The sequence below is a fragment of the Leptolyngbya sp. DQ-M1 genome (assembly GCF_039962505.1).
Classification (GTDB): Bacteria; Cyanobacteriota; Cyanobacteriia; order Leptolyngbyales; family Leptolyngbyaceae; genus Leptolyngbya.
Genome location: NZ_JAMPLJ010000005.1, coordinates 51,371 through 76,214, shown reverse-complemented (window position 1 = coordinate 76,214; position 24,844 = coordinate 51,371). Strand labels below are relative to the sequence as shown.

Sequence of the window (24,844 nt, the reverse complement as noted above, 5' to 3'; positions counted from 1 at the left end):
CCCGTAAGATATGCCAAATGCCGAAGTTGAATCGCCAAGATCGACCCAGCTATCGTTACCGATCCCAGTCCCAAATTCAAACCGCAAAGGCTTAGAGATTAATCAACTTCGACCCGAAGATCGATCAGCCCACGATTGGTATCGCTTTGTGCTTTCTTACCCGCCGCACCTCGTCCGAGAGTATTTGCAGAAGTTTAAAATTGATTCATCCCAACGAGTGCTTGATCCGTTTTGTGGAACTGGAACGACTCCGGTTGAATGCAAAAAATTAGGCATTAAGAGCGTTGGAATTGAAGCCAATGCAATGGCAGCATTTGCTTGTCAAACGAAGCTCAATTGGACAGTTGATCCTGATGCTTTAATTCGTCACGCAGAAGACATTGCAACCACCGCAGAAGCAGTGCAAAATCAGCCGCGACAACCCCGAACTCTAACCGAAGAAGTCCAAAAGCTACTGTTAGCTGATTCCATCAGTCCTGTTCCACTGGATAAAACCCTAGTGCTACTTGAGGAAATCCAGCGACATTCAAACGATCGCTATGATGCTCACATTCGGCTTGCACTCGCAAAAGCTTTAGTATTCTCGATTAGTAACTTACGATTTAGACCGGAAGTGAGCATCGGAGTAGCGAAATCTGATGCGCCCGTGATTGAATCGTGGCTACAGGCAGTGCGAATCATTGCCAACGATTTACGCACCTTAGCCTCTCAAGCTGAAACCGAAGCGATCGTTCACCATGCAGATTCTCGCAACGCCGGACAGATTCTGGCACCGGATTCGATTGATGCGGTGATTACTTCCCCACCTTATCCCAATGAGAAAGACTACACCCGCACGACACGGCTAGAGTCGGTGCTGCTTGGCTTTATCAACACCAAAGCTGAACTGCAAGCAATGAAGCGGGGATTAGTGCGATCAAACACACGCGGCGTTTATAAGGTCGATGACGACGATCGATGGGTGTCGCATTTTCCTGAGATTCAACGCATTGCTCAAGAAATTGAAGATCGCCGGATTGAGCTTGGAAAAACAAGCGGGTTTGAGCGAATGTATGCACGAGTCACTAAGCTGTATTTCGGCGGAATGGCAAAGCATTTAGCTGAGTTACGTTCTGCACTGCGCCCTGGTGCTCAGCTAGCTTATGTGGTTGGAGATCAAGCGTCATATTTGCGTGTGATGATTCGGACAGGTCAACTGTTAGCAGACATTGCTAGTGAACTGGGCTATGAAGTGGTGAACATTGATTTGTTTAGAACTCGATTAGCGACTGCAACGAAAGAACAAATCCGCGAAGAAGTTGTAGTGCTACGTTGGAACGGGAAACAATGATTTTAGTGTTGCGTTTGGCTCACGCGAAGGGTGTTCGCCTACAATAACAACATCCTCTAAGCTGCTGTCCTTATGTCTCAAACTGCAAATCGAGTCTACTGGACGACTGAAGATCTCAAGCTTCTGCCTGAGAGCAGTAATCGCTATGAAATTGTTGATGGACATCTGCTCATGACCCGCGCCCCGCACTGGAAGCATCAGAAAGTGATTGGACAAGCCTATCAAGTGCTGAATGTTTGGTCAGGCATATCCCAAGTGGGACAAGCAGTTCCGACTCCGGGAGTCATTTTTGACGATGCAGATAACGTGATTCCAGATGTCATTTGGATTAGCAATGAGCGGTTAGCTGTGGGAGTCGATGAAGAAGGGCATTTTACGATCGCCCCAGAACTCATCGTCGAGGTATTGTCTCCCGGAACGCAGAATGAGCGCCGAGACCGCGAAACCAAGCTAAAACTATATGCAGAACGCGGAGTTCAGGAGTATTGGATTCTCGATTGGCGAATCCAACAGTTAGAAGTGTATCGCCGTCAGGATGCTCTGCTTCAACTCGTTTCTACTTTATTTTCGCAAGATAGATTAACCTCTGCATTGCTTCCGGAATTTGATTGCGCGGTTGCTGAGTTCTTCCGCTAAACCTAAAGAAACAAATCGCTCTTTAGTGATATGGCATTAGCAGAATCTTGTAGAATAGTAGTATAAGGCACAGAAAAGATTCGGACATACGGCTGCCTTAGCCAAGTATGGTGACAGGTTTGAAAGTGCCTCCTGCAATCACTTCATTGAGGAGGACTCTCGTGAAATTCTTTAATCGCAAGAAGTTAGAACAAGACCGCAAGCCCGTTGAACCAGAAACGAACTTGCACCGAGAACCCGAAGGTCATGTTCACCCGAACTACCGCCACTGGGTGTATCTAAGACGATCGAGCGATCGCTAGTCCCCGTCTGAAATTTGATCGTCTTCTAGTTTGAGTCGAATCGTGTGCGAAAAGTTCTCGCCTCTCGGATCGCCAAAGTAGAATTCGATCGAATCACTAGACAACCGTTCCAGCGATTTCAACATCGATCGCAGATTCGGGGTACTCGCGCCCGTATCTTCGTAGAGCCTATCCGATAAGGTATTGACTCGTTTCCAAGTCGTGTAGAGTTTAGCGATCGCTTGCTCTAGCTGCGCGGCTTGATTGACTAATTCTGCGGCAGAGTTGAGACACCCTAAGCGCATCGCTTCATCCAAGGCGTTCTCAATGTCGATCGATTCGTCATTCAACGCTTGCACTTGGGGAGCCGCTTCTAGATAGCGAGAGAGCGATCGAGCTTCTCCGGTTGCCTGCTTCAAGGTATCGAGATCAGGCTGCTCTGCGATCGCTTGTCGAATTGAAGATTGATGCGATTCGGGTAGTTTTTGCAAATGTTTGACCAAAGGCGCAACATAGCGGGTTGGAATCGTTTGATCAACGACTTTCTCGCGAATCTCTTCGGGCAACAAGTCTGAACTCATCGCTGTCCAATCGTCGGATAACTGGCGCACTTCACGACGAGTAATGCGATCGCCCCGTTTCGCAGCATCGCCGACAAGCTGCTGCACTTCTGGTTCCGACTGAGCCGTTTCGACAAAGGCTTGCTTACTAAATCGATTTACATCTTCAGGCTCAATATATCCGCCTGCTAAAAGCATATCTGCGCTGTTTGCAAGTTCGATCAGTTTATAAGCTTGGGTTTTGCTAATTTCGCGGTCTTTCAACCAATTGAGAAATCCAGCCCCGCGACCTTCTCCCGATCGCTTTTCGCGCTCTCGGACTGCTCGAAGAATCCGTCCCCGCCAAATATCCGTCTGCAAATCAAAGCGATCGCACACCTGCCATGCTTGCTCAATTTGCTGCTGAAATTCAAGTTCTGCAATGCGATCATCGTTCGGGTCGGGTAGATCAAACTTGAATTCAGTTGGCTCCAAGGCTTCGGGGGTGAGGAGAGTGGTTGAGCGCGGCATTGCGACAAGAAAAAAACAGCCGCATCATTATTGCATTTTTGCTGCGCTATGCCGCGATCGCATTCCAAATGGTGCTAATAACTAACACCGTCAACATTCCTAACGCAATCACGACTGCAAGAAAGATCACAATCAGCAACGCCACGAACAAATAATCCGCTTTCGCTTGTTGTCCTGGTTTCGCTAAATGTGCCTCGATCAGTGCCAGATTTTTACTGTTTGCCTTCCAAGCTAGATCAACAAAGTCGCCCGCCATTGGAACAATTCCAAGCAACGCATCAAGAATCAAATTCCACAACATTCGGAGCAAAGTTGGGCGAGGCAAGCCCAACCGTGCAGCTTCAATCAGGATATAAGACGAAACAAATGACATCGCTACATCCCCACCCCCCGGCAACAGCCCAATGATGGGATCAATTCCGACGCGATATTTTGTCCCTGGAATTGGAAAGGCATTATCAAGCAGATGTGTGAGCGATCGTAATCGTGCGATCGTCTTATCCCGATGAGGTTGCATATTGATTCATTCTGGTTTCTCAAATCTTAACCTCAGCGTTGTAATTCTGAGTCTATAAGCGCGATCGAATCGCCTAAGATCAAGATCGCACTGGGAGAAATAGAGCGGTGAAATTAGTTGTTATTGGCGGTGGAGCAGCAGGATTTTTTGGGGCGATTTGTGCCGCGCAATCCGGTATAGAAGTAACGTTGCTCGAAGCAGGGCGGCAATGTTTATCGAAAGTGCTGATTTCGGGCGGAGGTCGCTGTAATGTGACTCATGCGTGCTTTGAGCCGTCTTTATTAGTGCAGCATTATCCAAGAGGCGGAAAAGCACTTCGAGGCGCATTTTCACAGTTCCAAGCAAAACATACGATCGAATGGTTTACCGATCGTAATGTCAAACTCAAAACGGAAGCTGACGGACGCATTTTTCCGATTACTGATGATTCGAGAACGATCGCAGACTGCTTATTTAATCAAGCAGCCGATCTAGGCGTGAAAATTTACACCCAGGCTCCGGTAAAATCTGTGACAAAGTTGGGCGATGAATTCGCGATCGAACTCCGCTCTGGTGAAGTTCTGACTGCCGATCGCGTCCTGATTGCAACCGGAAGCAATCCCCACGGGTATGAATTTGCCAGAGCATTGGGACATTCAATCATCGAGCCGGTTCCGTCGCTGTTTACGTTCAATGTGCGCGACGATCGCTTGACTGACCTCGCGGGTGTTTCCGTTGATTCGGCTCGGCTGAAGTTGCAAGTCGGGGAATCCAAATTTGAACAGACCGGAGCTTTATTAATCACCCATTGGGGCTTAAGTGCGCCTGCGGTCTTAAAGCTTTCTGCATGGGCAGCAAGGGAACTTCACGATTACAACTATCGAGCAAAACTGACAATTAACTGGTTGCCAAAACAGAACCCGGAACAATTGCGGCAAGAATTAACAGCCGTGAGAGGTCAAATTCCGCAAAAAACGATCGCCGCCAATTGCCCAGTCATGTTGCCCCGTCGCTTATGGGAACGGTTAACGGAAGCAGTCGGAATCGATCGCGATCGTCGATGGGCAGAGCTATCTAACAAAAGCCTAAACCAACTGATCCAGGAACTCACACAAGGGAGCTATCAAATTTCTGGTAAAGGCGCATTCAAAGAAGAATTTGTGACTTGTGGCGGAGTGAGTTTGAAGGAAATTAACTTCAAAACAATGGAAAGCCGTTGTTGTTCTGGTCTTTATTTCGCGGGTGAAATATTAGATATTGATGGTATTACAGGTGGTTTCAACTTTCAAAGTGCTTGGACGACAGGCTGGATTGCCGGAAACGCGATCGCTAAGCCGTCGAAATTGCAAGTCTAGACGGTGCATCAACTCAACTTCGCTGCAATCTTGAGGATGTTATGTTTAAGCTCATTTCTTGTATCGTTGCAGGCGCGATCGTGCTTGCACCTCTATTACCCGCTCAGGCGGGCTATCGCACTCGCTCCTCTGGCTTTGGGGTGACGATCGGATCGCCTTCTAGCTTCGGTGTGCCCTCTGGCTTTTCTGGTGGAACTTTTTATCGTGGTTCTCCGGGCTACAACAGACAGATTATTATTCGTACTCCAAGCAATGGCTATTACAACAATGGCTATTACTCCCCTGGCTATTACAACAACGGCTATTACAACAATGGCTATTACTCGCCTGGATTCTATCCACCAGCATTTCCCGGTTCGACTGTAATTGTGACACCGAGAGCGCGAAGGGTCATCGTCAATCCAGGCTTTGGTTTTGGCAACTATACACTTCCCTCTTGCGGCACCGCGATTTATGGAAGCCCGATCCCATCTCCGATCCCGGTGAATCCCTACACAGGTTTAGCGTGCCGTTAGATGATTGAGTTCTTGTTGTAAGCGCGATCGTAAGTCTCTTGCTTGATCGTAAAGCTGCGATCGCGTCAAGTTCTCGTCTAGCGGCGACTGTGTAGGCTGAAAATAATACTTTAATCGCGTTCTCACCGCCCATACGCCCAACGACGGAAACAACACAAATAACAACAGTAAAGGCGATATAGGTAGCAACGGCATTTTTAACCATCGTGCCAATCGTTTAGAATTTACTGTCCAGGGATGCAGAAATTCATTCCCGATACAAATCGTGGGAACGATCGGCACTTCATATCTCGCACTCAGTTGCAAAAAACTCGGATCAAACTTCTCTAGCTGATAGCGTCGTCGCCATCCTTTAGCGAGTCCGCGCCAACTCTCAGGCGCATACAGCAGCACAGTTTTTTGTGCCATTGCCGCCTCGAAACTTTCCCGCTCCGCCCGAACTCCGCCTAAAACCTGTGCCCATCCACGCGGCAGCCACCACACCAACCAGGGATGATCAAAAAAGATCGGATGCGCCACAGGTTGCACAAACCATCCAGTTTTTTCGCTGAGCAACACGCCTAAACAGACAAAATCCCATGGGAAGCACATTCCCGCATGATTCAGCGTGACGATCGCGGGGGGATGGTCTGGCAAGTTTTCCAAGTGATGCAACTCAGCCCGAAAAAATCGCGTGACGATCGGCAGCAAGATTTCTTCTCGAAACGCTTTTTGATAAAGGGGATCGGGTTCAGTGAAATCGGACTTGGGCGATCGAAATCCCAAGCGAACCCACCGAATTAACAGGGCAACGTAGAATCCGCCCGGAATCAGAAATAGCGCATACTCCAGCCAGTTCCAGCCGTCTGGATCAGCGTGGTAATGCTGCCAATGGCGATTAAACAGAATCAGCCATCCGGGCGGATACCAAAAGCAAAACCAGTCAAACCAGGAAAACCGGAAACTCATAAGCGCAATGTAGACCAAACTACAATTGGAATACCGCAAATTGGGGGCAGAACAGATCTTCCCTCAGACTAGAAATTCCAACCGTAAGCTGCAATTCTTATCCTTGAATTAATTCTTTTTCGAGTGTTTCCTCTTCTGGCACTCCTAAAACGCGACGATACAGGCGATCGTATTCCACCGCCGAATTTTTCCAGCTAAAGTTTTGCTCCATCCCGCGCTGCTGAAGTTCTTTCCACAAACCTTTAAATCGGTAAGCTTCATTCGCCCGCACCATTGAAGTAAACAAATCCAACGGCTCATAGCGATCGAAACAATACCCCGTTCCCGCATGATTTTCGGGATCATGATGCGACACGGTATCGACTAAACCACCCGTTCGCCGCACAATCGGCACACAACCATATCGCATTGCCAACATTTGACTAATGCCACAAGGCTCGAATCGCGAAGGCATCAAGAACGCATCCGTTCCCGCATAAATCCGACGCGCGAGAGCATCGTTATAGAGCAAATACACCGACATCCGCCCCCCATAGCGCGAGGACATTTGCCACATCTGCGTTTCGTAGTACCGATCGCCCGTCCCCAACAGCACAAATTGAGCATCGGTGTACGCGAGATAGCGATCGAGAATCTGAATTACAAGATCCAATCCTTTTTGCTCCACCAAGCGCGAAACCATGCCAATCAAGAACGCTTTGGAATTGACTTCCAATCCGACTTCTTCTTGCAGGGCGATTTTGTTGGCAATGCGATCGTCGATCGTTTCGGTGGAAAAGGGTTGTGCGATCGCTTTATCGACCTCTGGATTGTAAGACTCCGTATCAATCCCGTTCACAATGCCAGAGACTCTGCCGCTAATAAACGACAGCAATCCCTCTAGCGTTTCCCCATACGTGGGCGTTTTGATTTGCTCTGCATACGTGGGCGAAACCGTTGTCACCCAATTCGCATACTGAACTGCTGCCGCCATCGTGTTATGTCCCTGCATATACCAGGGGCACCACGTCATCTGCTCTAATTTCCAGCGCCAGGGGCCTTGATACGCCAAATTGTGAATCGTAAAAATCGTGGAAATATCTGGGTCTTGGTGCATCCACACCGGAATCATCCCGGTATGCCAATCGTGACAGTGAATAATCTGCGGCTTCCAATAGTTCCAAGCAAACTCAGCCGCACCATTGGCAAAGAACGTAAACCGCCAGTCTTCATCCTCTCCGCCGTAAATCCGGCGCGGGTCAAACGCAGGATGCCCAAACAGATACAGCGGCACATCGGTTCCCGGCAAAACCGTTTCATACACTGCAAAGTCATTAAACATTGCGTAGCCTTTCCAGATCGGTTCTGCTGGAATCTTTATCTTGTCATTGAGAAAGCCAAAATACGGCAGGAAAATTCGGACATCATGCCCCATCGCTTTCAACACTTTCGGCAATGCCCCCACGACATCACCCATGCCCCCAACTTTCGCGATCGGTGCTGCTTCCGCCGCCACAAACAAAATCCGCATCTGGCTTTCCCTCTCTCTTTTCGCACTGTCATCATACCGACTTTGGGATAGCGATTTGCGTGTGTGTCAAAATCAGAGAAATGCCGAGGTTTGTATTATGGTCAGCCAAGTTTCGACTCCACCACTTGAAAGCGGCGATCGTCTTTCCCGCTCTGAGTTCGAGCGGCGATATGCTCCATACCCTAATCTCAAGGCGGAATTAATCGAAGGAGTCGTATACGTGGCATCTCCCGTCCGAGCAAAACAACATGGAAGGCCTCACGCCTATGTGATTGGATGGCTAACAGCTTATGTTGCTGCGACTCCAGGGGTTGATATCGAAGACAATGCAACCGTTCGGCTCGATCTGGATAATGAGCCACAACCCGATGCTTTATTGCGAATCGAACCCGAAGCGGGGGGCGGCTCTCGAATTACTGAAGATGATTACATCGAAGGTGCGCCAGAACTGGTCGTGGAAATTGCAGCGAGTAGCGCATCGGTCGATCTCAATGCCAAGTTAAACGCTTATCGCCGAAATGGCGTGAAAGAGTATTTAGTTTGGCAAATTTACGAAAATCAGATTCGCTGGTTTCGGTTGCAAGATAGCGAATATGTTTTGCTAGAACCGGAAGCAGGCGTAATTAAAAGCCGGATTTTTCCAGGACTATGGCTAAATGTCGCCTCACTCCAGCAAGGCGACATTGCAACAGTTCTATCGAATTTACAAACCGGGTTAAACAGTCCAGAACATCAGGAATTCAAAGACCGCTTAAGCTGATTTCGTGGGATTGATCGCGTGTAAGCCACATTCTTTTTTCGTGGCATCTTCCCACCACCAGCGTCCTTCTCGCTCGTGCTGATTCGGTAGAACGGCTCTGGTGCAAGGCTCACAGCCGATGCTGATAAATCCTTTTTCGTGCAACGGATTGTAAGGCACTTCAAAGCCACGAATGTACAGCCAGACATCCGCAGAAGACCAGTTTGCCAAGGGGTTGAATTTGATCAGTTGACGATCGTCCGATGAAAACGCCGTATCGACTTGAACCACGGGAACCGTTGCACGAGTGGACGGATTTTGATCCTTACGTTGTCCCGTGATCCAAGCATCTAAGGTTCCGAGCTTGCGACGCAGGGGTTCAACTTTGCGAATGCCACAGCATTCATTGTGTCCGTCTTCGTAGAAGCTGAACAGTCCTTTCTCAGTGACGAGTTGCTGAACTTTCTCGGTGTCCGGGAAGAGAATGTCGATCGTGCAGCCGTAGTGCTTTCTCACTTGCTCGATAAACTGATAAGTCTCCGCATGAAGCCGTCCAGTATCAAGGCTAAACACCTGCACTTTTTTGTTGAGACGATGCGCCATGTCGATCAGCACAACATCTTCCGCACCGCTAAACGAAATCGCGATGTTGTCAAATTGATCTAGCGCCCGTTCCAGAATTCTCTGAGGACTTTGGGTTGAAAGTTCCGCGTCTAAACTTGGAATGTCTAACGCAGACTGCGCGATCGTTTGCGCCATAGTGTGTTCTCCGGCAGCGTTCCCTATATTGCGTTTTCTATTATCGAACGTTATGAGCGCATTGCGTTTAGCTGCGGTTTAGGGTGGCAAGAATTTCGTCTAAGATTTCCTGCGCTCCTTGTTCTCTGGCACGATGCGCCAGTTCGGTTCCGAGCTTCTCCGCATCGGTTGCCAGTCCCGAAACGCTATCTTTGACGAGTTTTTGACCGTCTAAACTTGCCACGATTCCGGTTAAAGTCAAAGTGTCGCCTTCGATTGTGGTGTTGACTCCGATCGGCACTTGGCAACCGCCTTCTAATTCACGCAAAAATGCCCGCTCTGCATAACAGCGATAGGCAGTCGGCTGATGTTCCAAAACTTTCAGAATTTCGAGAATTTCGGTATCACCTTCGCGACATTCGATTCCCAGCGCACCTTGACCGACGGCATGAAGGGAGATGTCAGACGGGATGAGTTGATGAATGCGATCGCTAAAGTTCAATCGATTCAATCCTGCTGCCGCTAGGATGATGGCATCGTATTCACCCGAATCTAATTTTGCCAAGCGAGTGTTCACATTACCGCGCACATCTTTGAAGCTGAGGTGCGGATAGTGATGACGCAGCTGAGCCAAGCGCCGCAGCGAGGAGGTTCCAATCACAGCGCCTTCGGGCAAGGTCGCAAGCTCTTTATCTTTGTGTTTTTCATGCACGACCAAGGCATCGGCGGGATCTTCGCGCTCGGTGACACAACCCAGCATCAAGCCTTCTGGCAAGCGCGTCGGCAAATCTTTCAGCGAATGCACCGCAAAATCTGTCGTGCGATTAAGCATTCCGTCTTCAAGTTCTTTAGTAAATAAGCCTTTGTCCCCGATTTTTGCCAATGCGACGTTCAGGACTTTATCGCCTTGAGTCTCCATTGTATGGACTTCAAAGGTGCGATCGGGAAAAGCTTTTTGTAACTGCTCCTGCACCCAATAAGTCTGCACTAATGCGAGTTGGCTCTTGCGGGAAGCAATCTTGATGGTACGGGTTGGGCTAGAGACAGTTGAGGACATAATTAGCGGGTAGTTGATACGTGCTTATTAAGTGACTTTCTTCACCTTACCGTAGTGTGATGCCCGATTTGTGGTGAGATCGGCTCGAAATCGTTACAGATGATTAAGCGCTGCAAGGTCTGAAGCGATAAATTCTTATTGGATTTGTAACTTCTTTGCTAATTTTGCACAAACTCCAGAAGTTGCATACTTACCACACACCAGAATCAGCTTTCATACAGTCAGCCTTTATTGCCTATGCGATGATTTCAATCTATACATTTCACCGTCCCCTACCCAGAGATCCAAAAACAGGGCGTGCTTTGCCTGATTCTCCGTACCCACATACTCAATTGGGCGAAAAAACAAGTCGTAGAAGAAATCAAACCTATACTCAAGTTCGCGAATTTGGCGAAAACGGCAGGCTGATTCGAGATATTGATTTCACCGATCACGATCGAACTGATCACACCAATCCGCATCAACTATCGGTATGATCCAGTTACAGGGAAGCGGATGAGTGCTGAACCAGTATCGCTCTAAGAGGTTTTTATGTCAGCCGTAATCGAACTATCGCAAACGAATAGCACTGGAGTGTTGGCGATCGATTTAATTGATTTGTTGCAGGTTGTTCCAGAAGCGCATCACAAGCTCGTCTGGGCGATTTTAGACCTAGAAGCGATCGGCGATATCAGTGAGGTTTGGGAAGCAGGAATCGTAGATTTAGAAACTCAAATCTCTAGCTCTCCAATCATTCTCAACTGGCAAGACCTTGTGAAACTTGCAAATTTATTCGATCAGGTTATTAATCTTACTCTCGTCGCCTGCTTGAATGCTGCTGATATTCCCGCCGTTGACTTTGATATGACCAATTCAGCTTGTGAATTAGCCTTTGAGCTAGTCGATAGTACGGTTTGGAGGATTTTCGCTAGGCGGGAAGATACATTAGATGCCTTTGTCAAACCCCAATTGCAATCAGCAGCTTAGTCATCTGTCTAGAATTTTTGCTCTCACTTCTGCTGCGGTCGCTGGTGCTAACAAAACACCGTTTCGATAATGTCCAGTTGCAAGTAAAACATTCGGCTTAAGTTCTTCAATCACTGGAGCGGGACGACCCTGTGGACGCGGACGCAAGCCAAACCAAGTCCGAATCGGTTCTGCATCTTTGAGAGCCGGACAAAACTCGATCGCTTGTCGCATCACGTCATCAAACATTGATTGATCGGGCGGCAACACTTCCCCCGCTTCCGTAGGAAATTCAACCGTTGCACCCACCCAATAATCTAACTTCCCGATCGCAACAATATGCACATCATTCCCAGTAATCACAGGTAGATCCGAATCACTTAAGGGTTTCGGTAATCGTAGGTGAATGGCTTGCCCCAAAACAGGTCGAATATCGATCGACTTCTCAATCGCACTCGTTCCCACTCCCGCAGAAATCACGAGATAATCTGAAGCGATCGCACCCCCAGAAGTCTGAACCTGCTGATCCTGCATTCCGATCACTTTGGTTCCAAACTCAAACCGAACACCTCGCAATTTTGCCGCTCCAATTAACGCTTGAGTGAGTACGACGGGATTAACTTGTCGATCACTCGGTGAATAAACCGCAGCAGAAGCACGATCGAGAAACGGAAGCTCTGATTTTAATCGCGCTTGATCCCAGAGTTCTAAAGTTAAATCCTGTTTCTGTCGCACCTCGATCAAGCGATGCCAAACCGACAAATCATCATCGGGAAATTGCAGCATCAAAATGCCTTGGCGATTGAAGGGAATCGATCGTCCGGTCAGCGCTTCTAACTCTGGAATGGTTTCGTTGTAATACTGGATTCCATGCAGTCGCATTCTCAAATTGCGACCTTTTTCCTTTTTGCTGATTGCACCCATTAATACGCCGAGTGCTGCCCCTGTAGAGGTTGGGCATTGAGTTAAATCGGCTTGAACCGGAGTCGGTTGAGCATCGGTCACCGTAATCTCTAAACCTGAAATCTTGCTGAGTTCGTAAGCGATCGTCGCGCCCACCACGCCACAGCCTGCGATCGTAATCTTCATATGCAGGGCGAAGCATAAACAACTTGAGAATTCATCCTTCGCCCCCTTTCACTTAACCTTGTGGAATCAACTTGGTGAGCGCTTCTAAATCCTTCACCGTTTCCCCATAGTAGCGAATCGCTTCCTTATAGTTATTCGATGCCGAGGCTTGATCGATCTCCACCAAATCGTTTGCAATCTGTTTTGCCAGATCGCGCGCTGGCTTCTGCTCATTCGGCAACAAGCTGCCCGCAACTCGGCTCATAATCACGCGGATCTCACCCAAGGGCCCATGAATAAAGTTCCGCGCAAAGATGAAATCCTCTTGCTGAATCAGATTTTGTAATTCAGGTAAGCGATCGCTCAACTCGCTCAAATCTTTTGCATAGCTCTGAATCTCTGCAATTTTCTCCGGAGTGTAAGTTGGCTTCACTGCTGTCGGACTGCTACAGCCCACCATGACGATCGCCATGATCGTGCAAAAAACAAGTGCCAGAATAGAACGATACTTTGCCATAACCCTATGTTTCAACTCACTGATATACCACGCCTTCAAACTGCCGAAAATCAGGCGCAGTCTGTGTAAAAGCAGTCTATCCCAAAACGAGTCCCTCCGAATCGGTCACAGAAATACCCACCGGATTCAAAAGACAAAGATACACTGAATACACCGCTGTTTTTCGCGTTACGTTATATGGTTCTCTCCTTCAGACAAGTCGCGATCGGAGCTTCGCTGTTAGCCGTCGGTGGTGGAGCGGGCTTGGTGGCAAATCATTATTTGAGCAACCGGCTTCAAGGGCAGCCGTTTCAGGTGCAATCCGCTCCGCCCAGCACGATTCTGGTGTCTCCAGATATCGCAAAAAATGAAAATTTTATTTCTACGGCGGTCGATCGAGCAGGCCCTGCGGTAGTGCGAATCAATGCGACTCGGCGCGTATCAAGTAATGTCCCTGAAGCGTTTCGGAATCCTGTCTTCAAGCGGTTTTTTGGTGATCAGCTTCCAGCTCCTGAAGATCGAGTCGAGCGCGGAACTGGATCAGGCTTTCTGCTCACTTCAGATGGTCGGTTGCTCACGAATGCTCATGTGGTCGAAGGAACTGACACCGTAGAAGTAACGCTGAAAGATGGACGTACTTTCGAGGGACGAGTCGTTGGAGCGGATTCTGTAACCGACGTGGCAGCCGTGAAAATCGATGCGGCAGGGCTACCCAACGTAACGCTCGGAAAATCGACCAGTTTGATTCCGGGGCAGTGGGCGATCGCGATCGGAAATCCGTTGGGTCTCGATAACACAGTCACGGCTGGCATTATCAGCGCGACGGGTCGATCGAGCAGTCAGGTCGGCGTTTCGGATAAACGAGTCAGCTTTATTCAAACCGATGCCGCGATTAATCCCGGCAATTCGGGTGGGCCGTTGCTCAACGATCGCGGTGAAGTGATTGGCATTAATACGGCAATTCGGGCAGATGCTCAGGGATTGGGATTTGCGATTCCGATCGAAACTGCTCAGCGAGTTGCCGAACAGCTTTTCACTAAGGGCAGTGTCGATCACCCTTACTTGGGGATTCAGATGATTGATTTAACGGCGGCGATTCGTGAGGAACTGAACAAAGAATCGGGCGGTCGAGCGCAAGTCACAGAAGATCAAGGCGTATTTATTGCGCGGATTGCAGAGAATTCTCCGGCGGCTCAAGGGGGATTACGTCCCGGCGATATTATCCAAAAAATTAACGGCACTTCAGTTCAGACTACCTCTGATGTTCAGAGACAGGTCGAAGCAAGTCAAATTGGAGCGCCACTTCAAGTCGAGGTGAAGCGAGGAAACAGCACACAGACCGTTCAGGTACGTCCGGGCGCGTTTCCGAAAAAAAGCTAAATCCGAGGCGCATTGATTAGAAATCGGTGCGCTTAGAGATCTCCTTAGAGATCCCCAATATTGTTTTCGAGTTCCATCCGCTGCTCCATCTGACGCAGAAAATAGCCGGTCAGCATTGCGGAAGCGAGTAGTCCTGCAAGATTTTCGCGATCGGTGGTAATTTTGACGTTGAAGCCGTCTCCGGGGAGAACACCGACCAACCCCTGCACGTTGTGGGAGACAATCTGCTTGACTTGAGGACTAGCCGATCGTGCCACCCGCTCTAGGACTTCGGGCGGTTGATGCTGAAGGTAACGCAGCAGCGCGTTTGCGTCGCTTGCCTCAGCATCGGTATGAAGAAAATTAGCACTGTCAGGATTAAATGCCATTGGGTTCCACAAAAACCTATCCAATTATTTTGGCATTTCTTTACAAATTCGCCCACTTTGAACGGTGGTAAAAATTGCTTCTTTAGGATCTGCGAGCAGGGTGATCGTCAAATTTTCTATAATCCTTCTAACTGTCTCGCTCAGCGCTCATGACTTCCTCAACCCCTACCGCGCCCGATTTTCTTGCCGTTTTAGAGCAGGCTGCTTTGGCATTCCAGAACTCAACAGCGAACCGTCCGGCAGCCGAGAGCGTTGTAGATGCGCTTTTGCAGGCTGAAAAATTGGCAAAGCAGCGATCGATCGATGACCAGTTTTCGCAACTCCAGGGGCAGTGGCGGCTTTGTTTTGCCACTGGAACCCGCAAAATCCGCCAAGGTGGAATCAAACTGAAAAAAGGATACTATGTGCCTAAACTTGCGAAAGCTCAAATCTCATTTAGTACCGATGAGTCTGGAGCCGAGCGGATTGGCAATCAAGCGCGAATCGGGCTGCTGTCCTTGAAGTTTTCCGGCCCTGCGCGATTTCAACCGAAGAAGCATTTGCTGGCGTTTGAGTTTACACAGATCCAGGTTTGCTTAGGAGATCAGCCCATTTATACTCAAGCGGTGCGGGGTGGAGCCGAAAAGGAACAAGCATTTTCAGAAACTTCTATTGGGAAACTTCCCTTTTTTGCGTTTTTCCTGATTCGCGATCACTTCATTGCAGCCCGTGGACGGGGAGGCGGACTTGCACTCTGGGTTAAAGATTAAAATCGCAATTGATGCGTGATCGGATTAAAACAGAGAAACCTTCGATCAGGAAACGCCGTCTAGCTGATTGAAGCCTCACTCATTCTCTTCATAAGGGTGTTGCAATGAGCAAGAACACTGATTCCGGTTCAGAGTTCGATTTTTCAAAATTTGATGCCGATCCAGAGTTGAGCGATAAACGCAATATTTCAGTTCCGCCGCCAAACCAATACTTTGATGTAGAGCAGGTTCCGTCCGGATTTACGCCGATGGGAGAAGTGGCGGTAGAGGGACGGATGTATCGGGGTCTGAGCCACGGTCGGATGCCCTGGGGCATCATTGTGATCAGTTGGGTCGCGATCGGGCTACCCATTTTAGGTCTCTGTGGGTATATCATCTACGCATCGCTTGAGCCACTCTTGACTGGAACTACACCGCTGAGTTTCCAGACTCTCTTTTCAGCGATTCTAGTTTTAGCGCTGCATCTCCTGGTTCCAGGGGTGATTCTATTCATTGTGATTAAAGGAACTAGAGCGAAACTCCGTTATGTTCGCTCTAGGAGTCGTCGAGGTGAGTAAGCGCTTATCCCTTCTGAAAGAACTGTTTCAGAATTTCATTGGGAGATCGATCCCAAGTGTCGATATGCCTATAAATCAGTCCATCTGCGTTAAGACTGTAAGTGGAAGTGCCGTTAAACAAAAGTCGCGCCTTCCAAGGGACTCTCAGCGTTCCGCGAACTGTCCAATCCGCCAAGATAGTCCATTCATCTTTGGGGTAGACCTGATGCAGATCGAAAAATAGCTCAGTGAAAAACAGTTTGCCGTGAAAGCGCAATGTCCAAAAGATAATGCGATAGTTAAACTTCCACTTAAAGGTATTGACCGGATCTTTGAAGAAGATATCTGAACTATAGATGTCGTAGGTAATATCCTTCTCAAACAAAGTGGGTAGATCTTGCTTGAGCGTGTGAATGATTTCGTCAACTCGGTTTTGAGCAATCATCGGATTTCACCTCGATCGAGTCTAGGCATTGTGGCATTGACAGACGATCGTATGACAATAAAAAACAGCGGACAAGTTCTCCTCATCCGCTGTGGTCAGAACAGAGCGAAACCTAAATCGCTTAGAGATGAGCCGAGAGCACCTCTCGGTACTGGCTCTTTTGCTTCACGCCTTTGAGTTCTGCAATCTTGTCTTTGTTCTTGAAGATATGCACAGTCGGCGTTCCAATGACCCCTGCTGCTTCGGCAATGTCTTGATCTTCTTCAATGTTAATTTCAACGAAGTGGATCTTACCGTCGAACTCATCCACAACTTTGTTGAGAATTGGCTTCAGCGTGTGGCAAGGCCCGCAAGTCGGAGAGACATATTTGACCAAAATTGGACGATCGCTCTCGTGATACAGCTTCCGCAACGCCAAACCGCCCCGATGCCGCGTCGATTCTAGGCTAAACTCAATAACTTCGGTTTCTATGGGAGCGTGAGCGGTATTCTCTTCGTTCGGCACGTCTGCTTGAATCCGAGGGAACTCTTGCACCAATCCATTCACCGACAACCAGCGTTCCGCCAGCATTGCCGCCATACATCCGGTTCCGGCTGCGGTAATCGCCTGACGAAATTCGTGGTCTTGCACATCACCTGCGGCAAACACACCTTCTAAACTGGTTTCAACGCCGCCATGCTGGGTCTTGATGTAACCAATTTCATCCAGTTCGAGTTGACCTTTGAATAGAGCAGTGTTTGGTGTATGCCCGATCGCATAAAACAAACCTTTCGCGTCGATCGTGCTTTCTTCGTTGGTCTTGCGGTTGCGGATTCTCACCCCGGTCATATGTTTGACATCACCGACGACATCGATCGCTTCAGAATTCCAGTGAACGGTGATACGAGGATTGCTCAAAACGCGGTCTTGCATCGCTTTCGAGGCTCTCATCGCTTCGCCCCGCACCAGCAGATGCACATGATCGCCGTACTTGGTGAGATAGATTGCTTCTTCGGCGGCTGTATCTCCACCGCCAATTACAACCAGCGGCACACCCCGGAAAATCGGAGTTGCACCATCGCAAATCGCACAGGCGGAAATGCCACGGCTCCAGAATTCATGCTCATTCGGTAAACCCAACCGTTTTGCTGTCGCTCCGGTCGCAATGACAACGCTATGTGCTTTAACTTCTTGAGTTTCAGAGCGAATCGTAAATGGACGCTGCGAAAAATCAACCGACAGCACATCTTCTGTCACCAGCTCTGCACCCCAACGCTCAGCTTGCGCTTTCATCTGCATCATTAACTGAGGCCCCGTGATGCCTTGTGGAAAACCAGGAAAATTTTCAACTTCGGTCGTGGTCATGAGTTGTCCGCCGGGAATTCCTCCTGCCTGAAATCCTTCAAATACAAGCGGCTTGAGGTTGGCGCGTCCTGCATAGATTGCTGCCGTATAGCCAGCGGGACCCGACCCAATGATCACTAAATTTTCGACAGTTGGGTTTGCCATAAAATTCTATTACAAACTCATAACGACTATGAGTAGTATAGCGCAGATCTGAAAGAAAATGAACCAGGTAAAATACGGATCGTAGGTATGCGATCGATTCTATGACTCTCGCTTCAAAGCGAATGACACTTGCCGAATATTTAGCGATATTTAGCGTATGATGCCGGGACAGAGCAGCGCTATGAGTTAGTGGATGGAGTCTTGGTTGAGATGCCACCGGAAAGCACTCGGAATAGCCGAATTGCGCTGTTTTTGCTGTCAGAGCTTCTCAAGCTGCTGCCGTTTCAGAAAAATAGCCACAAAGATTACGAACTGGTCGTCAGCGGCGCACGGGCAAGAGTTCGCTTTCCAGATTTGATGGTGTTTACAGACGAATTAGTTGAAGCTTTGAGTGGTGCTGCGCGAGGCACAGTTCTACTGGAGATGCCGCCGCCTGCGATCGCGATCGAGATTGTGTCTCTGGGCAAAACCAATCGCGATCGTGACTATCGATATAAGCCACCCTTGCGGTATCTGCGAAGCAGCGCGGAATATGCAGCGCGAGGCATTGCAGAATACTGGATTATTGATCCAGATGAAGCGCAAATTACTTTACTGACTTTGGCAGATGGATTTTATGAAGCGGCGGTACTGCGAGGCGACGATCAAATTCAATCCGCTCAGCTTCCTGAATTGCAATTAACTGTGAATCAAGTGATGCAAGCGGGAGAATAAATTGTTCGATCGCTTCAATCAAGGGTTGACTGAGTGAATCGAAGATTGTTCATTTGCTGAATTTATCAACTTTGCTTAGTTGTGTTTGTTTAGGCTGCTTATTCCTCATGGAGCTTCAGCAATTTTGGCTGGGTTACCGATCGCAGAAGTTCAGCAGAAGTTCAACAGATCCAACAGCAACTCAACCATACCCTACAAAGCTAAGGCTAAATTTCGGGAAACCCAAACGAGTCATCGGCTCACCAAACAGAGCGCATTTCACCCATCGGCAACTACACCCGCACGATTACGGTTTGCCTCAGTGCGATCGCCCTCCATTCTTCTTACAGTAGAAACATCAAGGGCGGACGAACAAAGCCCAAGACTTAACTCCTCTCTCTTAAACAATGACCATGATGACTTCTACTCGTTTGCAACCTTGGCAAGAAATGGAACTAGCTCGTCGTCAATTCAATCAACTCTTCAACGAATTGATGCCAACCCGCGAAGCAACCTGGACACCTGCGATCGAGTTCAATAGCAGCGATGATGCCTTCACCGTTCGCGTTCAACTCCCTGGTATTAAGGCAGAAGATGTTGAAGTGCAAGTCGGACGCGATGCGATCGCGATTTCCGGTGAGCGCAAGTTTGAGCAAACCGACACGAAAGGATTCCGCTCTGAGTTCCGCTACGGCAAGTTCCACCGCGTGATCACGCTACCTGCTGCTGTGCAGAACGATCAAGTCAAAGCTGAATTCGTTGACGGTATTCTGACGCTGACGCTGCCACGCTACCAAGCGGTGAAGCCTGCGGTGGTGAAGCTGAACTTGACTGGCACAACCGAAGCTGCGATCGCACCCCAAGCTGAAGCAGCACCGGAGGCACCCCAAGCTGAAGCGGAAACCGCAGACGTTTGGAATAGCTAGAGATGAGCGTGGGGAGTAGGGAGCAGGAATACTAATTTCTGTTCTCCCTACTTCCCATCCCCAACCGTCCCCCGAAATGGTTCGGTAGGTACGGTAAATACCCCTTCATGGAACGCCATTAGCCGAACAGTATATAAGGTAGGGGATTGAAGGATGCTTTGGTGGCATTAACCCGTTTGAGTCCTGCCGCCCCGAACTGATTCTGGCACTATTGCCAGTCCCCTACCCTGACAAAGCATTTGATAGTGATGGAGCCGAAGCACCAATATGGCAAAAGTTGTTGGAATTGACTTAGGAACGACAAACTCGTGTGTCGCTGTGATGGAAGGCGGTAAGCCCACTGTGATTCCGAATGCAGAAGGCGGTCGGACAACTCCTTCCGTCGTTGCATTTGCGAAAAATGGCGATCGCTTAGTCGGTCAAATCGCAAAGCGTCAAGCCGTGATGAACCCAGAGAATACCTTCTATTCCGTGAAGCGGTTCATCGGTCGTCGCGTTGATGAAGTGACGCACGAAACCACAGAAGTTTCCTACAAAGTCCTGAATATCAGTGGCAATGTAAAACTCGACTGCCCCGCACAAGGTAAGCAGTTTGCACCGGAAGAAATCTCTGCTCAAGTTCTTCGCAAGCTGAAAGAAGATGCCAGTAAGTATCTGGGCGAAGATGTTACCCAAGCGGTGATCACCGTTCCCGCTTACTTTAACGATTCCCAGCGCCAAGCGACCAAAGACGCAGGTAAGATTGCCGGTCTAGAAGTGCTGCGGATCATCAACGAGCCGACTGCGGCATCGCTGGCTTATGGTCTCGACAAGAAGAGCAACGAAACAATTCTGGTCTTTGACTTGGGCGGCGGTACGTTTGATGTCTCGATTCTAGAAGTGGGTGATGGTGTGTTTGAAGTGCTTGCCACTTCAGGCGACACACACTTAGGCGGTGACGACTTCGACAAGAAGATCGTAGATTACCTCGCAGACAACTTTGCGCGGGCGGAAGGGATTGATCTTCGTAAAGACAAGCAAGCCCTCCAACGCCTAACCGAAGCGGCTGAGAAAGCGAAAATCGAGCTTTCCAGCGTTACCCAAGTAGACATTAACCTGCCGTTTATCACAGCGACCCAAGACGGGCCGAAACACTTAGAGAATGTTCTTACTCGTCAGAAGTTTGAAGAACTCTGTGCCGACTTAATCGATCGGTGTCGCATTCCAGTTGAAGCGGCATTGCGTGACTCGAAACTCGACAAGAGCAAGATCGATGAAGTTGTGTTAGTCGGGGGTTCGACCCGGATTCCTGCGGTTCAAGAAGTCGTGAAGCGCGTTCTGGGCAAAGATCCGAATCAAACCGTTAACCCCGATGAAGTTGTGGCAATGGGTGCTGCAATTCAAGCAGGGGTGTTGGCAGGTGAAGTGAAAGATATTCTCCTGCTCGACGTGACTCCGCTGTCTCTCGGTGTCGAAACCTTGGGCGGTGTGATGACCAAGATTATTCCTCGTAACACCACAGTTCCGACCAAGAAATCGGAAGTGTTCTCGACGGCAGTGGATGGACAAAGCAATGTAGAAATCCATGTGCTGCAAGGTGAGCGCGAAATGTCGAACGACAACAAGAGCCTTGGAACCTTCCGTCTCGATGGAATTCCCCCGGCTCCGCGTGGTGTTCCTCAAATCGAAGTCACTTTCGACATCGACGCCAATGGTATCTTGACTGTTTCTGCGAAAGATAAGGGCACGGGTAAGGAACAATCGATCAGCATCACGGGTGCATCGACCTTGCCGAAGGATGATGTTGAACGCATGGTTCGCGATGCTGAAGTCAATGCTTCGGCAGACAAAGAACGGCGTGAGCGCATTGACATGAAGAACCAAGCGGATTCGCTGGCGTACCAGGCTGAGAAGCAGATCAGTGAGCTTGGTGATAAGGTTCCTGCCGATGACAAGACCAAGGTTGAAGGTTTGGTCAAGGATCTCAGAGAGGCGATCGCCCAAGAGAACTTCGATCGGATCAAGACGCTGACCACGGATCTGCAACAGGCACTGTATGGCATTAGCCAAAACCTCTATCAGCAAGCGGGTGGCGGTGCTGCTCCAGACGTTGATCCGGGTGCAAGTGCAGGCGGTTCGACGGGTTCGACTGGCGGTGATGATGTGATTGATGCTGACTTCACCGAGTCGAAGTAAACTCTAGTTTGATTGTGATTGAGGCTGGTAGTTTCCTTTGCTGGAGCTACCAGCTTTTTTGTTTAAAACCCTGCAACCGAGGTGGGTGAATTAGACGGCTTTAGGAATGTTTACTTGAGTATAGAGTTGAGGCAAAAGTTGCAGTTGATCGATCGCTGCTAGATTGGTAATGGCTGATGTATCACTAATAATGTAATGATCACATAATGATCACAAGCGCCCTAGTTGTTGTAAGTTCTTCAAATCCAATTCAAAATTCTCAACAGCGTAGGAGTAGAGTGGAACATTACGCTGGTGGAGAAGTTGACGAAAATCATTGACGGATATATCCGCTAGTTTGCTGGCATAGCCCAAGGTTAAGCGACCTGTCTGAAACAGATATACAGCGATCTCTTGTTGAAACTCGCTGGGTGAAAGCTGCGATGCTTGCAGGATTTCATCTGAGATGATGATGCTCATAATTAGGCGATATTACCAATTACATTTTCAGCGTAACCTAAAGTCTTTGATACCAGTTCCACGATCGACAACCCCAAATGCCTCGGTGTCCAGAAAGTTGGTGAGTGCTTCGATCAGGTATTTGAATTCAGCCGCACGGGCAACGATCGCAGCGCGAGTCTATTCCGACAATCATCATATCAATCAGCTAATACGTGAATCCGCTTGAGTGGAATTAAGCTTTTGATTTCCTCATCAAGCTTTTCATAGTAGTCAACAAATAGCTTCCGTAACTCCACAATTCCAAGCAGCGTGATTGGAATACTGGATCGATCTGCCTCGTATCGTGCCTTTTCGTGTAGCCTCCTGTACTCACGTACAGGCAGCGATCTCCCGCGCTACGACCTCCAATAAAAGAGCGTATGTCTTGAGAACCCATAGTAGTATTTGGGCGATGCTTCACCTCTACAAAAATGCGTGGCTCCTCCAGACCGAGACCATCAGGCGAGGCAAACACATCTACGCCACGATCTGAGCCGCGTTGTGAAACCGTTGTACGATAGCCCATTGCACGAAGAATGCCAGCGCAAAGCTCTTGGACTTGATCCCACTGCAATCGCATAATTCTATCTTCAATAGCCTGTTCGGACTTCTCTAGCAGTTCTGCACGAATTTCTCGCTCAAGATCATTTTGCTCTTGAGCCTGAGTGAGGACTGGTGAAGATGTGGGTACAGAAGGCACTGAATGGCTTGCTGTTTTGAGTGTATTTCTGTCGTTGGCTTTCCTTTAATGAGAAAAAGCGTTTGTATTGCGCCTAATGTATTCTTCGTGTCGCTACTTAATAATGCGCGCGGAACTTGATATTTCCATTCGACCTCTCGTATGCGTGGTAGTTCTGCAATGATTTCGGGCTTCCACTGATACTCAGATGTAATGCTGCCGATGTAGTACGTCTGCTTATTGCGATCGTGAGTCATCACTGTATCACCCACCTTGATCTCTTGCATGAAGCGTATGATCTGGCTGACAGCAGCTTGGATTTTACCCTCTGACTGCGTAGGGTAGGCTTGCTTGTACAGTGGCACAAGATTGGCTTTGGTGAGCAATCTGTCAACTTCGCCTAATTCTGACCACCCGACCGCAACGACTTTGTTTTGGATAAACTCGTCCGCATAAACACTCTCTCGACCCGCACGAACAAACCAAATATCACTCATACTCAGACATAGCTGGCGACCTGTATAATATGCCACACGGAAGATATGTAAACCAATAAAAAAGGCGGGCTTTGTGCCCACCCAAAAGACTAAAGAAGGCTGACGAGCGCTCCACCAAGAACGATCGCCCTCATTCCTATTCTTCGTCCAAGACTTCCTCTTCGCTGTCATGCTCATCGACCTGACCGACCGAATTTGCAGACACCTGTGCGCCCATTTCTAACTTCTCGCGCACCTGAAGCTCAAGCTCCTTCGCAAGTTCTGGACGCTCTTCCATGTACTTGATCGCATTATCGCGACCTTGGCTGATATTCTCGCCCTTGTAGCTGTACCAAGCACCCTTGCGCACAATCACGCTCGTTTCTTCAGCCAGATCAACCAGACAGCCCAAAGTCGAGATTCCCTTACCGAAGATGATGTCAAACTCTGCAATTCTAAACGGAGGCGCAACTTTGTTCTTCGCGACCTTCACCTTTGCACGAGTTCCAAATTCTTCGGTTCCCTTCTTCAAGGTTTGAATCCGGCGAATATCGAGCCGCACCGAAGCGTAATACTTCAGCGCTTGACCGCCTGTGGTCGTTTCCGGGCTACCGTAAGTGACCCCGATCTTCTGACGCAACTGGTTGATGAAGATCACCGTACAGCCCGATTTACCAATGTTGCCTGTGATCTTCCGCAGCGCTTGGCTCATTAATCGCGCTTGCAGACCCATATGAGAGTCACCCATTTCCCCTTCGATTTCAGCGCGGGGAACCAGAGCGGCTACAGAGTCTACGACCACCACATCAACCGCCGTCGATCGCACTAACTGATCCACGATTTCCAGCGCAGACTCTCCAGTATCCGGTTGAGAAATCAGCAGGTTCGCAATGTCTACACCCAACGCCGCTGAGTAGCTCGGATCAAGCGCGTGTTCAGCATCCACGTATGCCGCAATGCCGCCAGCCTTTTGCACTTCTGCGACCGCATGAAGCGCCAACGTCGTTTTACCTGAACTTTCAGGCCCGTAGATTTCGATCACCCGACCTTTGGGCAAACCGCCACCCAACGCCAAATCCAGCGTCAAGGCTCCCGTCGGAATCGTTTCTACTTTCATTCGGGTGGCATCGCCCAGGCGCATGATGCTGCCTTTCCCGAAGTTGCGCTCGATCTGGGTGAGAACGAGATTTAGGGCTTTTTGCTTATCGGTCGTTTCTGTAGTTTTAGTTGCCATTAGCGCCTCAGAAAGTGGTGTGAAAAAAGA

The 24,844-nt window shown here is 48.9% G+C and carries 28 protein-coding genes and 1 pseudogene; 14 read left to right on the top strand and 15 right to left on the bottom strand.

Going from position 1 to position 24,844, the window contains the following annotated elements; translation table 11 throughout:
* Nucleotides 1–10 precede the first annotated feature (10 nt).
* The 3 genes from NC981_RS16830 to NC981_RS16820 all read left to right on the top strand — a co-directional run bounded on the left by NC981_RS16830 (nt 11) and on the right by NC981_RS16820 (nt 2,268).
* A complete protein-coding gene (locus NC981_RS16830; RefSeq protein WP_348244014.1) occupies nt 11–1,330 on the top strand; it encodes a DNA methyltransferase in 1,320 nt (439 codons plus the stop codon).
* Between the two features lie 72 nt (nt 1,331–1,402).
* Nucleotides 1,403–1,966 (top strand): Uma2 family endonuclease, encoded by a 564-nt coding sequence (locus NC981_RS16825; protein WP_348244013.1) that lies wholly within the window; start codon nt 1,403–1,405, stop codon nt 1,964–1,966.
* Between the two features lie 161 nt (nt 1,967–2,127).
* Nucleotides 2,128–2,268 (top strand): hypothetical protein, encoded by a 141-nt coding sequence (locus NC981_RS16820; RefSeq protein ID WP_190375705.1) that lies wholly within the window; start codon nt 2,128–2,130, stop codon nt 2,266–2,268.
* Here NC981_RS16820 and NC981_RS16815 read toward each other — a convergent pair.
* Nucleotides 2,265–3,317 carry a hypothetical protein gene (locus NC981_RS16815; RefSeq protein WP_348244012.1) on the bottom strand — a complete coding sequence of 351 codons (1,053 nt, stop codon included), beginning with the start codon at nt 3,315–3,317 and terminating at the stop codon, nt 2,265–2,267. The two genes, NC981_RS16820 and NC981_RS16815, sit on opposite strands and share 4 nt — an antisense overlap.
* A 46-nt stretch (nt 3,318–3,363) precedes the next feature.
* Nucleotides 3,364–3,834, bottom strand: a complete 471-nt coding sequence (locus tag NC981_RS16810; protein ID WP_190375707.1) for a DUF4112 domain-containing protein — start codon at nt 3,832–3,834, stop codon at nt 3,364–3,366.
* 107 nt (nt 3,835–3,941) lie between these two features.
* Between NC981_RS16810 and NC981_RS16805 the strand changes: the two genes are divergently transcribed.
* Entirely contained in the window at nt 3,942–5,168 is a 1,227-nt protein-coding gene (locus NC981_RS16805; RefSeq protein WP_348244011.1) for an NAD(P)/FAD-dependent oxidoreductase, read from the top strand.
* A 41-nt stretch (nt 5,169–5,209) separates the two neighbouring features.
* On the top strand, nt 5,210–5,683 hold the full coding sequence (locus NC981_RS16800) for a hypothetical protein (RefSeq protein WP_348244010.1): 474 nt from the start codon (nt 5,210–5,212) through the stop codon (nt 5,681–5,683).
* Here the strand turns inward: NC981_RS16800 and NC981_RS16795 are convergent.
* Both NC981_RS16795 and glgA read right to left on the bottom strand, forming a co-directional pair.
* Nucleotides 5,669–6,631 carry a 1-acyl-sn-glycerol-3-phosphate acyltransferase gene (locus tag NC981_RS16795; RefSeq protein ID WP_190375710.1) on the bottom strand — a complete coding sequence of 321 codons (963 nt, stop codon included), beginning with the start codon at nt 6,629–6,631 and terminating at the stop codon, nt 5,669–5,671. The two genes, NC981_RS16800 and NC981_RS16795, sit on opposite strands and share 15 nt — an antisense overlap.
* 97 nt (nt 6,632–6,728) lie before the next feature.
* The gene (gene glgA / locus NC981_RS16790; protein WP_348244009.1) at nt 6,729–8,141 is read right to left on the bottom strand and encodes a glycogen synthase GlgA; all 1,413 of its coding nucleotides are present in this window, start codon (nt 8,139–8,141) and stop codon (nt 6,729–6,731) included.
* A gap of 97 nt (nt 8,142–8,238) precedes the next feature.
* Here glgA and NC981_RS16785 point away from each other — a divergent pair, with 97 nt between their 5' ends.
* Nucleotides 8,239–8,901 (top strand): Uma2 family endonuclease, encoded by a 663-nt coding sequence (locus tag NC981_RS16785; protein ID WP_348244008.1) that lies wholly within the window; start codon nt 8,239–8,241, stop codon nt 8,899–8,901.
* Here NC981_RS16785 and NC981_RS16780 read toward each other — a convergent pair.
* The gene (locus tag NC981_RS16780) at nt 8,893–9,639 is read right to left on the bottom strand and encodes a phosphoadenylyl-sulfate reductase (RefSeq protein WP_348244007.1); all 747 of its coding nucleotides are present in this window, start codon (nt 9,637–9,639) and stop codon (nt 8,893–8,895) included. The genes NC981_RS16785 and NC981_RS16780 overlap by 9 nt on opposite strands.
* A gap of 67 nt (nt 9,640–9,706) precedes the next feature.
* Nucleotides 9,707–10,675 carry a hydroxymethylbilane synthase gene (gene hemC, locus NC981_RS16775; protein ID WP_348244006.1) on the bottom strand — a complete coding sequence of 323 codons (969 nt, stop codon included), beginning with the start codon at nt 10,673–10,675 and terminating at the stop codon, nt 9,707–9,709.
* A gap of 155 nt (nt 10,676–10,830) precedes the next feature.
* Between hemC and NC981_RS16770 the strand changes: the two genes are divergently transcribed.
* Nucleotides 10,831–11,151, top strand: coding sequence for a hypothetical protein (locus NC981_RS16770; protein ID WP_348244005.1), 321 nt, complete (start codon nt 10,831–10,833; stop codon nt 11,149–11,151).
* Between the two features lie 55 nt (nt 11,152–11,206).
* Nucleotides 11,207–11,641: a hypothetical protein gene (locus NC981_RS16765; RefSeq protein ID WP_348244004.1), complete on the top strand. Its 435-nt coding sequence runs from the start codon at nt 11,207–11,209 to the stop codon at nt 11,639–11,641.
* Here the strand turns inward: NC981_RS16765 and NC981_RS16760 are convergent, their stop codons facing one another.
* Nucleotides 11,642–12,709, bottom strand: coding sequence for an FAD-dependent oxidoreductase (locus NC981_RS16760; RefSeq protein WP_348244003.1), 1,068 nt, complete (start codon nt 12,707–12,709; stop codon nt 11,642–11,644).
* Nucleotides 12,710–12,761: 52 nt separating this feature from the next.
* On the bottom strand, nt 12,762–13,205 hold the full coding sequence (psbQ, locus tag NC981_RS16755) for a photosystem II protein PsbQ (protein ID WP_190375717.1): 444 nt from the start codon (nt 13,203–13,205) through the stop codon (nt 12,762–12,764).
* A gap of 177 nt (nt 13,206–13,382) precedes the next feature.
* Between psbQ and NC981_RS16750 the strand changes: the two genes are divergently transcribed.
* Nucleotides 13,383–14,564, top strand: coding sequence for an HhoA/HhoB/HtrA family serine endopeptidase (locus NC981_RS16750; protein ID WP_348244002.1), 1,182 nt, complete (start codon nt 13,383–13,385; stop codon nt 14,562–14,564).
* Between the two features lie 44 nt (nt 14,565–14,608).
* On the opposite strand, the gene NC981_RS16745 is transcribed toward NC981_RS16750, so the two are convergent.
* Nucleotides 14,609–14,932, bottom strand: a complete 324-nt coding sequence (locus tag NC981_RS16745; protein WP_348244001.1) for a DUF760 domain-containing protein — start codon at nt 14,930–14,932, stop codon at nt 14,609–14,611.
* 149 nt (nt 14,933–15,081) lie between these two features.
* Between NC981_RS16745 and NC981_RS16740 the strand changes: the two genes are divergently transcribed.
* Both NC981_RS16740 and NC981_RS16735 read left to right on the top strand, forming a co-directional pair.
* Nucleotides 15,082–15,681, top strand: a complete 600-nt coding sequence (locus NC981_RS16740; protein ID WP_348244000.1) for a hypothetical protein — start codon at nt 15,082–15,084, stop codon at nt 15,679–15,681.
* A gap of 104 nt (nt 15,682–15,785) precedes the next feature.
* Nucleotides 15,786–16,238, top strand: a complete 453-nt coding sequence (locus NC981_RS16735; RefSeq protein WP_348243999.1) for a hypothetical protein — start codon at nt 15,786–15,788, stop codon at nt 16,236–16,238.
* Nucleotides 16,239–16,242: 4 nt separating this feature from the next.
* Here NC981_RS16735 and NC981_RS16730 read toward each other — a convergent pair whose 3' ends face one another.
* Entirely contained in the window at nt 16,243–16,662 is a 420-nt protein-coding gene (locus NC981_RS16730) for a DUF2358 domain-containing protein (RefSeq protein ID WP_348243998.1), read from the bottom strand.
* 121 nt (nt 16,663–16,783) lie between these two features.
* Nucleotides 16,784–18,151, bottom strand: a complete 1,368-nt coding sequence (trxB, locus tag NC981_RS16725; RefSeq protein WP_190375723.1) for a thioredoxin-disulfide reductase — start codon at nt 18,149–18,151, stop codon at nt 16,784–16,786.
* A 189-nt stretch (nt 18,152–18,340) separates the two neighbouring features.
* On the opposite strand from trxB, the gene NC981_RS16720 reads away from it, so the two are divergent.
* From NC981_RS16720 to dnaK, 3 genes are all read left to right on the top strand, one after another.
* A complete protein-coding gene (locus tag NC981_RS16720) occupies nt 18,341–18,865 on the top strand; it encodes a Uma2 family endonuclease (RefSeq protein ID WP_348243997.1) in 525 nt (174 codons plus the stop codon).
* 392 nt (nt 18,866–19,257) lie between these two features.
* Nucleotides 19,258–19,770 carry an Hsp20/alpha crystallin family protein gene (locus tag NC981_RS16715; RefSeq protein ID WP_199298414.1) on the top strand — a complete coding sequence of 171 codons (513 nt, stop codon included), beginning with the start codon at nt 19,258–19,260 and terminating at the stop codon, nt 19,768–19,770.
* Nucleotides 19,771–20,037: 267 nt separating this feature from the next.
* Nucleotides 20,038–21,945, top strand: a complete 1,908-nt coding sequence (gene dnaK, locus NC981_RS16710; protein WP_348243996.1) for a molecular chaperone DnaK — start codon at nt 20,038–20,040, stop codon at nt 21,943–21,945.
* A 93-nt stretch (nt 21,946–22,038) separates the two neighbouring features.
* Here dnaK and NC981_RS16705 read toward each other — a convergent pair.
* The 4 genes and pseudogenes from NC981_RS16705 to recA all read right to left on the bottom strand — a co-directional run.
* A pseudogene (locus tag NC981_RS16705) lies at nt 22,039–22,137 on the bottom strand (DUF3368 domain-containing protein); the annotation flags it as partial.
* Between the two features lie 18 nt (nt 22,138–22,155).
* Nucleotides 22,156–22,404, bottom strand: a complete 249-nt coding sequence (locus tag NC981_RS16700) for a UPF0175 family protein (RefSeq protein WP_348243995.1) — start codon at nt 22,402–22,404, stop codon at nt 22,156–22,158.
* Between the two features lie 633 nt (nt 22,405–23,037).
* A complete protein-coding gene (locus NC981_RS16695) occupies nt 23,038–23,772 on the bottom strand; it encodes a hypothetical protein (RefSeq protein WP_348243994.1) in 735 nt (244 codons plus the stop codon).
* Nucleotides 23,738–24,814: a recombinase RecA gene (gene recA / locus NC981_RS16690; protein WP_348243993.1), complete on the bottom strand. Its 1,077-nt coding sequence runs from the start codon at nt 24,812–24,814 to the stop codon at nt 23,738–23,740. The genes NC981_RS16695 and recA overlap by 35 nt, the downstream gene beginning before the upstream one ends.
* Nucleotides 24,815–24,844: the final 30 nt, after the last annotated feature.

Excerpts from the sequence above, each read along its gene's own strand:
- NC981_RS16695 (WP_348243994.1), bottom strand. The coding sequence starts at position 23,772 with ATGACAGCGAAGAGGAAGTCTTGGACGAAGAATAGGAATGAGGGCGAT.
- dnaK (WP_348243996.1), top strand. The coding sequence starts at position 20,038 with ATGGCAAAAGTTGTTGGAATTGACTTAGGAACGACAAACTCGTGTGTC.
- NC981_RS16765 (WP_348244004.1), top strand. The coding sequence starts at position 11,207 with ATGTCAGCCGTAATCGAACTATCGCAAACGAATAGCACTGGAGTGTTG.
- NC981_RS16715 (WP_199298414.1), top strand. The coding sequence starts at position 19,258 with ATGATGACTTCTACTCGTTTGCAACCTTGGCAAGAAATGGAACTAGCT.
- glgA (WP_348244009.1), bottom strand. The coding sequence starts at position 8,141 with ATGCGGATTTTGTTTGTGGCGGCGGAAGCAGCACCGATCGCGAAAGTT.
- NC981_RS16730 (WP_348243998.1), bottom strand. The coding sequence starts at position 16,662 with ATGATTGCTCAAAACCGAGTTGACGAAATCATTCACACGCTCAAGCAA.
- NC981_RS16830 (WP_348244014.1), top strand. The coding sequence starts at position 11 with ATGCCAAATGCCGAAGTTGAATCGCCAAGATCGACCCAGCTATCGTTA.
- NC981_RS16815 (WP_348244012.1), bottom strand. The coding sequence starts at position 3,317 with ATGCCGCGCTCAACCACTCTCCTCACCCCCGAAGCCTTGGAGCCAACT.
- NC981_RS16750 (WP_348244002.1), top strand. The coding sequence starts at position 13,383 with ATGGTTCTCTCCTTCAGACAAGTCGCGATCGGAGCTTCGCTGTTAGCC.
- NC981_RS16745 (WP_348244001.1), bottom strand. The coding sequence starts at position 14,932 with ATGGCATTTAATCCTGACAGTGCTAATTTTCTTCATACCGATGCTGAG.
- NC981_RS16785 (WP_348244008.1), top strand. The coding sequence starts at position 8,239 with ATGGTCAGCCAAGTTTCGACTCCACCACTTGAAAGCGGCGATCGTCTT.
- NC981_RS16825 (WP_348244013.1), top strand. The coding sequence starts at position 1,403 with ATGTCTCAAACTGCAAATCGAGTCTACTGGACGACTGAAGATCTCAAG.
- NC981_RS16795 (WP_190375710.1), bottom strand. The coding sequence starts at position 6,631 with ATGAGTTTCCGGTTTTCCTGGTTTGACTGGTTTTGCTTTTGGTATCCG.
- NC981_RS16810 (WP_190375707.1), bottom strand. The coding sequence starts at position 3,834 with ATGCAACCTCATCGGGATAAGACGATCGCACGATTACGATCGCTCACA.
- NC981_RS16780 (WP_348244007.1), bottom strand. The coding sequence starts at position 9,639 with ATGGCGCAAACGATCGCGCAGTCTGCGTTAGACATTCCAAGTTTAGAC.
- psbQ (WP_190375717.1), bottom strand. The coding sequence starts at position 13,205 with ATGGCAAAGTATCGTTCTATTCTGGCACTTGTTTTTTGCACGATCATG.
- NC981_RS16800 (WP_348244010.1), top strand. The coding sequence starts at position 5,210 with ATGTTTAAGCTCATTTCTTGTATCGTTGCAGGCGCGATCGTGCTTGCA.
- recA (WP_348243993.1), bottom strand. The coding sequence starts at position 24,814 with ATGGCAACTAAAACTACAGAAACGACCGATAAGCAAAAAGCCCTAAAT.
- hemC (WP_348244006.1), bottom strand. The coding sequence starts at position 10,675 with ATGTCCTCAACTGTCTCTAGCCCAACCCGTACCATCAAGATTGCTTCC.
- NC981_RS16740 (WP_348244000.1), top strand. The coding sequence starts at position 15,082 with ATGACTTCCTCAACCCCTACCGCGCCCGATTTTCTTGCCGTTTTAGAG.
- NC981_RS16760 (WP_348244003.1), bottom strand. The coding sequence starts at position 12,709 with ATGAAGATTACGATCGCAGGCTGTGGCGTGGTGGGCGCGACGATCGCT.
- NC981_RS16735 (WP_348243999.1), top strand. The coding sequence starts at position 15,786 with ATGAGCAAGAACACTGATTCCGGTTCAGAGTTCGATTTTTCAAAATTT.
- trxB (WP_190375723.1), bottom strand. The coding sequence starts at position 18,151 with ATGGCAAACCCAACTGTCGAAAATTTAGTGATCATTGGGTCGGGTCCC.
- NC981_RS16700 (WP_348243995.1), bottom strand. The coding sequence starts at position 22,404 with ATGAGCATCATCATCTCAGATGAAATCCTGCAAGCATCGCAGCTTTCA.